The organism is Herbaspirillum rhizosphaerae (assembly GCF_046025915.1).
In the GTDB taxonomy this organism is placed as follows: Bacteria; Pseudomonadota; Gammaproteobacteria; order Burkholderiales; family Burkholderiaceae_D; genus Herbaspirillum; species Herbaspirillum rhizosphaerae_A.
On record NZ_JAQQFR010000010.1, the window covers coordinates 132,517 to 145,695 of the forward strand.

At 57.6% G+C, this 13,179-nt stretch carries 11 protein-coding genes; all 11 read left to right on the forward strand.

What is annotated here, in order from left to right; all coding sequences use genetic code 11:
• The first annotated feature begins 196 nt into the window (after positions 1–196).
• Complete coding sequence (locus tag PQR63_RS16075) at positions 197–1,450, forward strand: allantoate amidohydrolase (protein WP_408169003.1); 1,254 nt, start codon at positions 197–199, stop codon at positions 1,448–1,450.
• Between the two features lie 42 nt (positions 1,451–1,492).
• Complete coding sequence (locus tag PQR63_RS16080; protein ID WP_408169004.1) at positions 1,493–3,136, forward strand: HAL/PAL/TAL family ammonia-lyase; 1,644 nt, start codon at positions 1,493–1,495, stop codon at positions 3,134–3,136.
• Between the two features lie 87 nt (positions 3,137–3,223).
• Complete coding sequence (locus PQR63_RS16085) at positions 3,224–5,026, forward strand: methyl-accepting chemotaxis protein (RefSeq protein WP_408169005.1); 1,803 nt, start codon at positions 3,224–3,226, stop codon at positions 5,024–5,026.
• Between the two features lie 237 nt (positions 5,027–5,263).
• Positions 5,264–6,352: an ABC transporter substrate-binding protein gene (locus PQR63_RS16090; RefSeq protein ID WP_408169006.1), complete on the forward strand. Its 1,089-nt coding sequence runs from the start codon at positions 5,264–5,266 to the stop codon at positions 6,350–6,352.
• Between the two features lie 3 nt (positions 6,353–6,355).
• Positions 6,356–7,222: an ABC transporter permease gene (locus tag PQR63_RS16095; RefSeq protein WP_408169007.1), complete on the forward strand. Its 867-nt coding sequence runs from the start codon at positions 6,356–6,358 to the stop codon at positions 7,220–7,222.
• A 12-nt stretch (positions 7,223–7,234) separates the two neighbouring features.
• Positions 7,235–8,032: an ABC transporter permease gene (locus tag PQR63_RS16100; protein ID WP_408169008.1), complete on the forward strand. Its 798-nt coding sequence runs from the start codon at positions 7,235–7,237 to the stop codon at positions 8,030–8,032.
• 9 nt (positions 8,033–8,041) lie between these two features.
• Positions 8,042–8,875: an ABC transporter ATP-binding protein gene (locus tag PQR63_RS16105; protein ID WP_408169009.1), complete on the forward strand. Its 834-nt coding sequence runs from the start codon at positions 8,042–8,044 to the stop codon at positions 8,873–8,875.
• A 31-nt stretch (positions 8,876–8,906) separates the two neighbouring features.
• Positions 8,907–10,160: a sulfite dehydrogenase gene (soxC, locus tag PQR63_RS16110; protein WP_408169010.1), complete on the forward strand. Its 1,254-nt coding sequence runs from the start codon at positions 8,907–8,909 to the stop codon at positions 10,158–10,160.
• Between the two features lie 43 nt (positions 10,161–10,203).
• Entirely contained in the window at positions 10,204–10,737 is a 534-nt protein-coding gene (locus tag PQR63_RS16115; RefSeq protein ID WP_408169102.1) for a c-type cytochrome, read from the forward strand.
• 43 nt (positions 10,738–10,780) lie between these two features.
• Positions 10,781–11,722 (forward strand): TauD/TfdA dioxygenase family protein, encoded by a 942-nt coding sequence (locus PQR63_RS16120; RefSeq protein WP_408169011.1) that lies wholly within the window; start codon positions 10,781–10,783, stop codon positions 11,720–11,722.
• Positions 11,719–13,089 (forward strand): LLM class flavin-dependent oxidoreductase, encoded by a 1,371-nt coding sequence (locus tag PQR63_RS16125; RefSeq protein WP_408169012.1) that lies wholly within the window; start codon positions 11,719–11,721, stop codon positions 13,087–13,089. Before PQR63_RS16120 ends, PQR63_RS16125 begins: the two co-directional genes overlap by 4 nt.
• Positions 13,090–13,179: the final 90 nt, after the last annotated feature.

Here is a 13,179-nt window from a genome sequence, read left to right on the forward strand (position 1 = left end):
CTGGGTATAGTCTTTATTTCAGTTTTTTAGGTTGTTGCGGTCGCTCCTCCGACCGTTGTTCCAGACGTTGCTTTATTGATAATTACTGCGTCATTTCAACAAATTCTTTTGACGTGCTGGAACAAGCTCACTATATTGCATACAATTTGTGAATACAATAAAAATATGCAATCCTGACGAGACCAAGGAGACTGCCGTGAAAAATGTTCCAGAGCAATACCTGCGTTGCGGGCAAGAGATCATGCAGCGCGCCGACGCGCTTGCCGTCCATACAGAAGCCGACGGTATGCTGACGCGCACCTATCTGACGCCTATGCATCATGCCGCCGCGCAACAACTCAGCGAGTGGATGGCTGCGGCCGGCATGCAGGTGCGGCGCGACAATGCAGGCAACGTGATCGGTCGTTATGAAGCCGCGCCAGAGCATACCGATGCGGCTGCGCTGGTTACCGGCTCGCACTTCGATACAGTGCGCAATGGCGGCAAGTACGACGGCAATCTGGGCATCCTGTTGCCGGTGTCGTGCATTGCCGAATGGCATCGCGAAGGAAGGCGTTTTCCCTTTCCCATTGATGTGATCGGTTTTGCGGAAGAAGAGGGTGTGCGTTTCAAAGCCACGTTACTTGGCAGCCGGGCAGTCGCCGGGACTTTCGACAAGACCGTGCTGGACAACCTCGACGAGCAGGGCAACAGCATGCGCGATGTCATGCGTGCTGCCGGTTTTAATCCGGATCAGCTGGATGCGTTGGCATGGCCGGCTGCAGCGGTCGCCGCCTTTATCGAGGTGCATATTGAACAAGGGCCGCTGCTGCTCAACGAGGCGTTGCCGGTCGGCGTGGTGACGGCGATTTCCGGCGCGACGCGCTTCATGGGCGAGCTGCAGGGATTGGCCGGACATGCCGGCACGGTACCGATGCATATGCGCCGCGATGCTGCGATGACGGCGGCCGAGATCGGTTTGTATATCGAGCAGCGTTGCAGCGGTAGACCCGGCTTGGTCGGCACCATGGGCATCATGGAAGTGCCAAACGGTGCGGCCAATGTCGTGCCCGGCAGTGCACGGTTTTCCATTGATATTCGCGCCGAGCAGGACCAGATCCGGCTGGACGCAGTAGAAGACGTGATTGCGGAAATCGACCGTATCTGCGCACGCCGCAATGTCGGCGTCACGTTACGTAAAACCCATGAAGCCGGCAGCGTACCGTGCGCTGCTCATCTGCAAAAGCAACTGGCAAGCGCCATCGAAGCATGCGGTTTGCCTCCGCGTCATTTGCCGTCAGGCGCCGGACATGACGCCATGGCAATCGCTGCCATCGCCGACGTTTCCATGTTGTTTGTCCGTTGCGGCAACGGCGGCATCAGCCATCACCCGGACGAAATCATGACCGAAGAGGATGCTGCGATTGCCGCACAGGTGTTCAGCCGCTTCGTTGAAAACTTCACGGCCTGACGACGAGTCCGCCGCTTCTCCATCCCATTGCAAGGAAATCCCATGACCACCATCACCATCGACGGTTTCAATCTCAACGCGGAGCAAGTTGTCAGCGTCGCGCGCGCAAAGAACGGCACCTACGCCAAAGTCGCCTTGGCGGATTCCTCCCGCGCCGCACTGAAGCAAAGCCGCGACTTCATCGAATCCACCTGGATGCACGATGAAGCGCCCATGATGTACAGCTTCAACACCGGCGTCGGCTTGCTCAAAGACACCCGCATCAAGGTCGAACACATCGAGCTGTTTCAGACCCAGCTGATCAAGGCCCACAGCGCCGGCATCGGCGAGCCCTTCTCGGAAGAAGTCAGCCGCGCCACCATGCTGTTGCGCGCCAATGCCTTCGCCAGCAATTACTCCGCGCCGCGCGTGGAAGTGGTCGATCGTCTGCTGGCCTTCATCAATGCCGGCATCCATCCAATCATGCCGCAGAAGGGTTCCGTCGGCGCTTCCGGCGATCTGGCACCTTTGGCCTATCTGGCGGCTGCCATCGTCGGCTTCGACGAAGCCGAAGTGATGTACCAAGGCAAGCGCATGAGCGCGCCGGAAGCGATCACCAAGGCAGACATCGGCCCGGTCAAGTTTGACCTCAAAGCCAAGGATGCTTCCGCGCTGATCAATGGTTGTACGGCTTCGCTGGCCGTGGCCGTGCTGGCGGCACACGATTCACGCAACCTGCTGACCGACGCCTGCGTATCGCTGGGCCTGACGCTGGAAGCCATGCGTGCAGAGATGTCCGCCTTCGATCCACGCATCCAGCAAGCGCGTCCGCATGCAGGCCAGATCAAGACAGCGGCGGTTGTCCGCACCTTGCTCAAAGGATCGACCCGTACTACGCACGAAGCGCGCTCGGTGCAATTGCCGGATGAACTGCGTCGTACCGATATTCCGTATTCGTCGCGCATCCAGGACGTCTACTCGCTGCGCTGCGCACCGCAAGTCTACGGCCCCGTGTTCGATGCGCTGGACTACATCGACACCATCGTCGACAAGGAAATCAATTCCGCCACCGACAACCCGCTGATTTTCAGTAAAGACGACGCAGAAGGCGGCGGTTTTGAAATCATCTCCGGCGGTAACTTCCACGGCCAGTACCTGGCGCAGGCGATGGACTTGCTCGCCATGACCATCACTGATCTGGGCAGCATCTGCGAACGCCGTATCGCCCGTCTGATCGATCCGACGTTGTCGTGGGGCTTGCCTCGCAATCTGATGAGCGGTGTGCGTGGCGTCAATACCGGTTATCCGGTGGTGCAGTGCTCGATGAGTTCGCTCGTGATGGAAAACCGCACCCTGTCCATGCCGGGCAGCGTCGACAGTATCCCTGCCAAGGGCAATAGCGAAGATCACGTTTCCAACTCGACCTGGTGTGCACGCAAGGCCGCTACCGTCGTCGCCAACACGCAATACATCGTCGGCGTGGAAATGCTGTTGGCAGCGCAAGGTCTGACCATGACGGAAGAGCTGCTCAAGGACTTCGTGCTGGGCGAGGGTACGCAAGCGGCGTACGAAGAGATCCGCAAGCAGATCCCGGCGTGTCTGGACGGCGATCGCTGGTTCCACAATGACATTCAGGTGGCGCATTCCTTCATCACCAGCGGATCGGTTCGTGAAGCGGTGGTCGGACGGATCGGCAAGTTCGTCTGAAACGTTTGTATCGGGTAGTTCAGTAAACGCGTCACTAAAGTAAGTCAATAAAGCAGCTCAACAACAATAGCCAGGGAAGGTTCAGCCATGTTTACCTCTATCAGAACGCGTATTCTGTTCTTCAGTATCGCCTTGCTCATTGCGAGTCTGGGGTTGGTCGGTGCAGTGTCGTACGTGATCGTCAAAACGGATAACGACCTCGCCATCGATCAGAGTTCGCGCTCCATCGCCGATGGCTATGCCTCGGCGATCAACGAGTGGGTGGCGGCCAAGGCCAGCATGGCGGCTGCAGCGGCTGATGGGGTGTTGCAGGCGGATCCGGTATTTGTCATCAAGCAGTTGCAGAAGAGCGGCGGTTTTTACGTCACCACCTTCGGCAAGGAAGACAAGACTGCTTTTACTTCAGCGGCAGAAGGATTGCCGCCCGGCTATGATCCGACCGGGCGTTCGTGGTATCAGCAATCGGTTAAGGCCGGCAAGGCAGTGGTGACCAAGCCGTATACCGATGTCGTTACCAAGAAACCGATGGTGTCTTTTACCGCGCAGGTGAAGAAGGATGGCGTCTTGCAGGGCGTGGTGGCCGCAGCGGTATTTCTTGACGGCGTCAGCAATGTGGTTAAAGCGGTGCATCCGACGCCGGCCAGCTTTGCCTTCCTGGTCGATCGCGACGGCATGATGCTGGCGCATCCCGATGCTCAGTGGATCAACAAGCCGGTCAAGGATTGGAATCCGGAGCTGACGGCTGAGCGTCTCAATGCTTTTGCGGGTGATGACGCCAAAAAGGAAATCGTGCTCAACGGCGCCGCCAAGCTGGTGCAGGCGATTCCAGTGAAGGACACCGAATGGACCTTGCTGGTGGCAATCGACAAGGCAGACGTCAATGCCGGTATGCGTCACGCAACGCAGTCGTCGCTGATTGCCATAGTGCTGGTCGCGGCATTGGCGGCGCTGATTCTCGGCATGATTACCAAGGCGGTATTCAAACGCCTGTCGCAGGTACGCAATGCCATGGACAGCATCGGCTCCGGCGACGGCGACCTGACCATGCGCCTGCCGGAAGACGGCAAGGACGAAGTCAGCCAGATCGCACGCTCATTCAATGTCTTTGTGCAAAAAATCACGATGATCTTGCAGGAGATCCGGCGCACCAGCGACGCCGTCAAAGTGTCGTCGTCCGAGATCGCCAGCGGCAATCTGGATTTGTCGGGTCGCACCGAGCAGCAAGCCGGCGCGTTAGAAGAAACTGCTTCCGCCATGGAAGAGCTGACGTCCACCGTCAAGCAGAACTCTGACAATGCGCGTCAAGCCAACGAACTGGCATTGGCGGCATCGGCTATTGCAGCAGAGGGTGGAGAAGTGGTCGGCAATGTTGTTGCGACTATGGAAGCGATCAACCAATCATCGCGCCAGATCGTCGATATTATCGGCGTGATTGACGGCATCGCCTTCCAGACCAATATCCTTGCATTGAATGCTGCCGTTGAAGCCGCGCGTGCCGGCGAGCAAGGTCGTGGCTTTGCGGTGGTCGCCAGTGAAGTGCGCAGCCTTGCGCAACGTAGCGCACAGGCTGCCAAAGAGATCAAGGTGTTGATCGATTCATCCGTGTCGAAGGTGACTGACGGCGGCCATCTGGTCGAAAAGGCAGGGCAGACGATGGTCGAGATCGTGACCAGCGTCAAGAATGTCAGCGCCATCGTCAGCGAGATCGCCAACGCCAGTTCCGAGCAAAGTACCGGCATTGAAGAAATCAATCGCGCCATCACCCATATGGACGAGGGCACGCAACAGAACGCTGCATTGGTAGAGCAGGCAGCTGCAGCGGCGCAATCCTTGCAGGATCAGGCGACGCGTTTGGCGGCCATCGTTGGCGGCTTCAAGATGGATCGCTGATCGCATATCGATATATGCCTGATATGTCATTTTCAAGGCTTATCGGAGATGTCCGTATTCACCTGCGGAAGCGCAACGTATCGCTGAGACCATGAGAAAAAGTTTCGCATAAGGACATACGAATTCATTCGTTTGTCACCGGTTTTCCCTTACCTATACTTGATCACAGATTTTCGCTCCGCTATCGCGGCGGTCTGTTTGAACAAAGTAAGCAAACAAGTAAGAGGAAGGGAAACCATGACTGTAGACCGCAGAACTGTACTCAAACATCTTGCTGCCGGGGGCGTTGGCGCAGGTGCTGCATTGTTGGGGCTGCAGGCCCGTGCAGAGAGTCTCCCTGCGACCATCAGGATCGGCGTAGCGCAGCCGGGCATCGGCAATCCGCCACAGTTCTCAGGCAGCTCCGCCGCCGTCGCCAATGCCAAGGGGTGGGTGGAGGAAGAGTTCAAGGCGGATGGCATCAAGGTCGATTGGTTCTTTTTCAAAGGCGCCGGGCCTGCCGTCAATGAGGCACTGACTAACAAGCAGTTGGACTTTGCGTTTCAAGGTGATCTGCCGTCCATCGTGGCCAAGTCGGCAGGATTAAAAACCAAGCTGGTGCTAGCCACCGGCGTGCGCTCCAATATTTATCTGGCGGTGCCACCCGATTCGCCGATACAGTCTGTCAAGGATCTGCGCGGCAAGCGCGTCGCCATCTTCAAGGGGACTAATGCTCAGTTGCCGATCAATCGCGTGCTGGAAGCCAACGGTCTGCAAGAACGCGATCTGCGCGCCATCAATCTGGATCAAGCGACGACACTCGCGGCGTTGAGCACCAAGGATATCGACGCTGCATTCGGCAATATCAACCTGCTGCGCCTGCGTGATAAAAGCGCGGCGCGCATCGTCTATAGCAGCAAGGGCGGCTCACCGATTTTCACGACGCAATCGCATGTGCTGGTCACGGAAGAGTTTGCGCAGAAATACCCCACGATCACCACACGCGTGGTCAAAACCTTCGTGAAGACTTCGAAGTGGGCCTCCGACGAAGTCAACCGCGAAGAGGTGCTGCGTCTGTGGGCCAAGGCGGGTACGCCCTACGAGAATTGGCGGGAAGACTACGATGGCGAGCCGCTGCGCGTACGCATCAATCCCAATTTCGATCCCTTCCTGGTTGCACGCTACAAGGACTCGGTGGAACAGGCATATCGGCTCAAGCTGAGCCGCGCCAAGTTCGACGTGGATCAGTGGATCGACCAGAGCTATCTGAAGGCCGCGCTCAAGGATTTGCATCTGGAAACGTATTGGCCGGTTTTCCAGGTCAACGGCAAGATTCTGGGGACCTGATCGATGAGTACGCAGCAGGCAGCGCTGGAGTTATCGCCAGCCACACAATCTGCATCGCCCAAATCGACTCATGTTGTCGCGGCAGCGGTAACACCACAGCTGCGTTTCTACGATAAGTGGTCGCCGCGCTGGCTGGCTTTGCCGTTTCCTCTATTTCTCTTGTTGCTGTGGTACGTCGCGGCCCGGTTTGAATGGGTCGCACCGCAAGTGTTGCCGTCACCGCAAGCGGTATCGCAGACCTTCATCGACCTGGTGGCTTCAGGGGAGATGTTCGACAACCTCAAGATCAGTTTGCTGCGGGTATTGCTCGGTTTTGGCGTTGGCTTGGTTGGCGGCTTGCTGCTTGGCGTGGCGATGGGGCTGTCGCCGGTATTCAAGGACTATGTCTATCCGCTGTTCAAGGCGTTCAGCCAGGTTCCAGTATTGGGCTGGTTGCCGCTGCTGATGCTGCTGGTCGGCATTGATGAGGCGCTCAAGATCATCCTGATTTCCAAGGCGGCGCTGGTTCCCATTGCGCTCAACACCTACAAAGGCATCGAAAACGTGCCTGCCCGTTATGTGGAAGTGGCGCGCGTGTTGAAGTTCTCCCGTTGGCAACTGTTGTGGCGCGTTATTTTTCCTGCAGCGTTGCCACCGATCTGGAACGGTGTCCGTTACGGTTTTACACACGCATGGCTGGCACTGGTGGTGGTCGAACTGCTGGCGTCGTCGGAAGGTCTGGGATACATGATCGTCTTCGGCCGTCAGTTGTTTCAGCTCGATGTCGTCATGGCGGCGGTGGTCGTTGTTGGTGCGGTTGGCTACACGCTGGATCAAGTGCTGGCACGGGTTGAAGTGGTCTTGCTCGGCTGGCGCCGCAGCGGATTCTGACAGGAGATGGCCATGTCGTTTCTTCATCCTGAAGACAAGCATCCCGTGCCAAAGGTACTGCGAGGCTGGGTGTTGCCGGTCTTGCTGCTGGCGTTGTGGTGGCTGGCTGCGCGTTTTCATTGGACAAATTCTCCTTTGCTGGTGCCGGTCGATAAGGTGTGGGATACCGCTGTCGAGCAGGTGCGCAGCGGTGAACTATGGATTGCGCTGGAAGCGAGCTTGCGACGCGATCTGATTGGTTTTGCCATCGGTGTCAGCGGCGGTCTGGCTTTCGGCATTGCGTTTGGCTTGTCGCGCTTGTTCGAACGCATGATCGGCCCGACCTTCCATACGCTCAAACAGATTTCCTTGTTTGCCTGGATTCCCTTGCTATCGGTCTGGTTCGGTCTGGGCGACGCTGCGAAGGTCGCTTTCTTGTCACTCGCAGCTTTCTTTCCGGTCGTGCTCAACACTTTTGAAGGTATCCGCAGTGTGCCGGGAGAGCTGATCGAGGCGGCACGCGTATTGAAGTTCAATCGTCGCCAGTGGTTGTTCAAGCTGATCTTGCCGGCGGCATCGCCGTCGATTCTGGCAGGCATTCATCTGGCCCTCATCTATGCGTGGCTGGCGACGCTGGGCGCGGAGTATCTGCTTGTGTCCGGCAAAGGGATCGGCAACACCATGATCGACGGCCGTGAATTGTTTTTGATGGATCTGGTGATTTTTGGCGTGATCGTCGTGGGCTTTGTCGGCTTTGCACTGAACTGGCTTGCCGCGCGTCTGGAACGTCGTCTGCTGGCATGGCGCGGCCGTTCCATCGCGCAATTTTAAGGAGTTGAGATGTCGTTGGCCGGTACGCTGGATATCCAGCATTTAAGTAAGTCCTATCCCGTCAAAAATGGGGATTTGTCGGTGCTGGAGGACGTGACGCTGACCATTGAGCCAGGAGAATTCGTCAGCATCGTCGGCTCCAGCGGCTGCGGCAAGTCGACCTTGCTGCGCCTGATCGTGGGATTGGAAGAGGATTATCAGGGGCAGGTTTTGCTGGACGGTCAGCGCATCGTCGGCACCAGCCTGCGACGCGGCATCGTGTTTCAGGAGCATCGGCTATTTCCCTGGCTGACGGTGGAAAACAATATCCAACTGGGATTGCTCAACGCTGATCTGACGCCAGGCCAAAAGCGGCAGGCGGTGCGAGAACACATCGCCTTGGTCGGCCTTGAAGGCTTCGAGAAATCTTATCCACATCAACTGTCAGGCGGCATGGCGCAACGTGTTGCGATTGCACGTGCGCTGGTCAGCAAGCCGGAGATCTTGTTGCTGGATGAACCATTCGGTGCGCTGGACGCGCTGACGCGCGCTTATCTGCAGCAAGAGTTGCATCGTATCTGGCAGGCCGAGGGCATTACGATGATTCTGGTCACGCATGATGTGGAAGAGGCGATCTATCTAGGCGACAAGGTCGTCGTCATGGAACCGCGCCCTGGACGCATCCGGCGAATCGTGCCGGTGGATCTGGCGCACCCACGTGAGCGCGCGGCAACCGCGTTTGCCGAGGTCAAGCAAGAGGTATTGAAGGAATTCTCGGGCGACAGCGCCAGCCTGGCGGAGCCGCCTTTGCGCACGGATGCTGTCGATCCGAATCAAATTCGCCAGTGGCAGTTCGCCATCTGAATAAAAAGAACGAAGAGAGACGGCGTCGACAATGAGTAGTAAGAAAAATCCCGAAGCAGGACGCAGACGTTTTCTGCGCGGTGGCGCTGGACTGGGTGGTGCGTTGGTGGGCGCCTCCTTGACCACAGGCGCACGCGCGGAGCCATTGACGGTCGCTCCGTGGAGCAAAACCCCGGGAGAGCCGGTGCTATGGCATCCGTATGGCCAGCCATCGCCCTACGAGAAAAATGTGGTGCGCCGCTCGCGTGGAGCAACGCCAATTCCCGGCGCGAATTCCTCCATGACGCCGTTGCAGAATTTGCACGGCATCATCACGCCGACTGGCCTGGTGTTCGAACGGCATCATGCCGGTATCCCGCAAATCGATCCAGAGCAACATCGGCTTGCGGTACATGGATTGGTGGCGCGTCCGACGATTTTCACCATGGAAGATCTGGTGCGTCTGCCGTCGGTTTCTCGGATCCATTTTCTCGAGTGTTCCGGCAATACCGGTCGCGAATGGAAAGGGCCGGGAACGGCTTCGCTGCAATTCAGCCACGGCTTGTTGTCGTGCTGCGAATGGACGGGCGTACCGCTATCCGTTGTGCTGGAAGAAGTTGGCATCAAACCGGAGGGGGCATGGATTCTGGCGGAAGGGGCCGATTCGGCAAGCATGACTCGCAGCATTCCGCTGAGCAAGGCGCTCGATGATGCCTTGCTGGTTTACGCGCAAAACGGCGAACGTCTGCGGCCGGAACATGGCTATCCCTTGCGTCTTTTTCTGCCGGGCTTCGAGGGCAACATGAGCGTGAAATGGCTGCGCCGTCTGAAGGTGGGGCGCGAGCCTTTCATGACACGTGAAGAGACGTCGAAGTACACCGATTCGATGCCGGACGGCACGGCGCGTCAGTTCACGTTTTTGATGGAAACCAAGTCGGTAATTACCTTTCCGGCGCCGGATCACCGACTCAAAGAAAAAGGTTTCTACGAAATATCGGGTCTGGCATGGACGGGACGCGGACGTATCAAACGTGTCGATGTATCGACGGATGGCGGCCGCAGTTGGAGCGTTGCGCAGTTGCAGGAGCCGGTACTGGATCGTGCGTTGACACGATTCCGTTTTCCCTGGCGATGGGACGGCGCTCCAACAGTATTGCAAAGCCGCGCAGTAGACGAAACCGGCTATGTGCAGCCAAAGGCAACGCAGCTGGTCGAAGCGCGAGGTGTCGAATCGAATTATCACTTTAACGCCATACAGAGCTGGAGAGTGGCAAGCGACGGAGTCATTACCAATGTTCAGGTCTAAGTCTTCCGCCATCCTCGTTGCGGCTTTCGTGGTGGCTTTGCTGATGCAACCGCTTGCACAGGCGCAGAACTACGGTATCGGCCATCCGGCCGGCGAGCGCGATCTGGCCGCCTGGAATATAGATGTTGCGGCTGACGGAGCAGGATTGCCCAAGGGACGTGGCACTCCCGAGACCGGTCGCAACATCTACGCACAGCAATGTGCCGCCTGCCACGGCGTCAAAGGCGAGGGCGGTCTTGCTGATCAGCTTGTCGGTGGCAAGGGATCGCTGGCGACGGCAAAGCCGGTGAAGACGATCGGCAGCTTCTGGCCGTATGCGACGACGGTATTTGATTTCATTAACCGGGCGATGCCTTATAACGCGCCGCAGAGTCTGAGCGCCGATGAGGTGTATTCGGTGACGGCGTATCTGCTCTATCTGAACGGGATTGTTACGGATAACGCGATCCTCGATGCGCAGTCTTTGCCAAAAGTGCGTATGCCCAATCGTGACGGCTTCGTCAACGATAGTCGTCCCGACACCTCCAATGTCGCTTGTCGCAAGAATTGCCGTCCGTCTTCTACAGCTCAACCGTAAGACGCAACTTTAGCCTGCATCATTTCAATGAAGGAGATACAAGATGTCAGAAGCATTGCTTGATTTGCATCCCGTTGCCGGTCGTATCGGCGCAGAGATCCGCGAAGTGCGCCTGTCCGGCGATCTGGGGAAAGAAACCTTTAGCGCCATTCGACAGGCCTTGCTGAAGTATAAGGTCTTGTTTTTCCGTGGGCAGCAGCATCTTGATGATGCAGGTCAGGAGGCTTTCGCCAAACTGTGGGGTAATCCCGTCGCACATCCGACGGTGCCTGTGCGGGACGGCACCGGCTATTTGCTGGAGCTGGATTCCGCGCATGGCGGGCGCGCTAATTCGTGGCATACGGACGTGACTTTTGACGTTGCCTATCCACAGTCGTCGATTCTGCGCGCGGTGGAAATACCCGCGTATGGCGGCGATACCGTCTGGGCCAATACGGCGCAGGCTTATCTGGATTTACCGCCGGCGTTGCGGCAACTGGCCGATAACCTGTGGGCGCTGCACACCAACGACTACGATTACGCATCGCGTTTTAATACCAATGAAGCGGGATTGAAGCGCTATCGGGAGGTATTTACATCAACCATCTATGAGGCTGAACATCCGGTGGTGCGCGTGCATCCGGAAACTGGTGAACGTACGTTGGTGCTTGGCCATTTCGTCAAGAAGCTGCTGGGTTATCCGACTGCCGATTCCGAGCATTTGCTGAAGCTGCTTGACAGCTATGTCACGCGATTGGAAAACACCGTACGCTGGCGCTGGTCGCCGGGAGATGTGGCGATCTGGGATAACCGTGCGACACAGCATTATGCGATCAATGACTACGGCGATCAGCGCCGCGTTGTGCGCCGGGTGACGATTGCCGGCGATGTCCCTGTCAGTGTTGACGGCCGCCGCAGTGTGGCGCGCGAGGTGCCGGAAAAAACGCGTGCTGCCGACGCAACCGGTAAGGATGCAGCAACCACAACAACGGCGGTGGCATCATGAGTACAGCACAAAAAAAGCTTAAGCTCGGGGCATTTTTGCAGGCGACAGGCCATCACGTTGCGGGTTGGCGCCATCCACGCTCGCAAGCCGATGCCGGACAGAATATCGCGCATTACCGGCAGATAGCACAGACTGCCGAGCGTGCGAAATTCGATGCGCTGTTTCTGGCGGATGGTGTGGCGATTCGTTCGCATGATGCTGAAACTTTGCATCTGACATCGCGCGCGGCGACCTTCGAGCCCTTGACGCTGCTGTCGGCATTGTCTCAGGTCACTGAGCATATCGGCTTGGTGGCGACGGTCTCGACAACCTACAACGAGCCTTATCATGTGGCGCGCAAATTTGCCTCGCTGGATCATTTGAGCAACGGCCGCGCGGGATGGAACGTGGTGACTTCATGGTCGGAGTCGGAGGCGCACAACTTCAATCTCGACAAGCATCCGGAGCATGCCGCTCGTTATGAGCGCGCTGAAGAATTTGTCGACGTGGTGCGCGGCTTGTGGGATAGCTGGGAGGATGACGCTTTCCGCTTTGATCAGGCCGAAGGCGTGCATTTCGATTTCGAAAAGCTGCATGCTATCAATCATAAGGGCAAGCACTTCTCGGTTCGCGGCCCGTTGAACGTGGCGCGGCCGGTGCAGGGCCATCCGGTGGTGGTGCAGGCTGGTTCATCAGGGCCGGGACAGGAGTTGGCGGCGCGCACGGCGGAAGTGATTTTTACGGCGCAGCAATCCCTGCAGGACGCTCAGAATTTTTATAGCGGACTGAAATCGCGTCTCGACAAATATGGCCGCAATCCGGATGAGCTGAAGATCATGCCGGGTGTGTTTCCGGTAGTCGGCCGCAGCGAAAGCGAAGCGCAAGAAAAATTTGAAGAATTACAGTCGCTGATACATCCGACTGTCGGCTTGTCGTTGCTGCAGCAGCATCTGGGCGGCATCGATTTGTCGGGCTATCCTTTGGACGGGCCGTTGCCGGAGAACCTGCAAGAGCCGAATGGCACCAAGAGCCGTTTTCAGTTGGTGACGGCATTGGCGCGCCGCGAAAATCTGAGTATTCGCCAGCTTTATCTGCGTGTAGCAACAGCGCGCGGGCATTGGTCGATTCACGGCACACCGGAGAGCATTGTTGATCGTCTGGAAGAGTGGTTTGTGAAGGGCGGTGCAGACGGCTTCAACATCATGCCGCCGACTTTGCCGGGTGGGCTGGATGACTTTGTTGAACTGGTCTTGCCCGAGTTACGTCGGCGGGGCTTGTTCCGGACCGAATATGAAGGCCGCAGCCTGCGTGAAAACCTGGGACTCGCCCGCCCGGCGCACCGGATCTATCAGCAAAGCGGCGCGGATGTATTGGGACGTGTAGCTTAAGACGCAGGAGCTTAAGAACTGGAATCGAAGCCGGAACCGGTACTAGTAGTTAACGAAAAAACGGCCTGGCATGCGAAAGCAGCCAGGCCG

What these genes read in the sequence shown, in the direction of transcription:
- PQR63_RS16080 (WP_408169004.1), top strand. Translation starts at nt 1,493, where the DNA reads ATGACCACCATCACCATCGACGGTTTCAATCTCAACGCGGAGCAAGTT.
- PQR63_RS16085 (WP_408169005.1), top strand. Translation starts at nt 3,224, where the DNA reads ATGTTTACCTCTATCAGAACGCGTATTCTGTTCTTCAGTATCGCCTTG.
- PQR63_RS16090 (WP_408169006.1), top strand. Translation starts at nt 5,264, where the DNA reads ATGACTGTAGACCGCAGAACTGTACTCAAACATCTTGCTGCCGGGGGC.
- PQR63_RS16095 (WP_408169007.1), top strand. Translation starts at nt 6,356, where the DNA reads ATGAGTACGCAGCAGGCAGCGCTGGAGTTATCGCCAGCCACACAATCT.
- PQR63_RS16100 (WP_408169008.1), top strand. Translation starts at nt 7,235, where the DNA reads ATGTCGTTTCTTCATCCTGAAGACAAGCATCCCGTGCCAAAGGTACTG.
- PQR63_RS16105 (WP_408169009.1), top strand. Translation starts at nt 8,042, where the DNA reads ATGTCGTTGGCCGGTACGCTGGATATCCAGCATTTAAGTAAGTCCTAT.
- soxC (WP_408169010.1), top strand. Translation starts at nt 8,907, where the DNA reads ATGAGTAGTAAGAAAAATCCCGAAGCAGGACGCAGACGTTTTCTGCGC.
- PQR63_RS16115 (WP_408169102.1), top strand. Translation starts at nt 10,204, where the DNA reads ATGCAACCGCTTGCACAGGCGCAGAACTACGGTATCGGCCATCCGGCC.
- PQR63_RS16120 (WP_408169011.1), top strand. Translation starts at nt 10,781, where the DNA reads ATGTCAGAAGCATTGCTTGATTTGCATCCCGTTGCCGGTCGTATCGGC.
- PQR63_RS16125 (WP_408169012.1), top strand. Translation starts at nt 11,719, where the DNA reads ATGAGTACAGCACAAAAAAAGCTTAAGCTCGGGGCATTTTTGCAGGCG.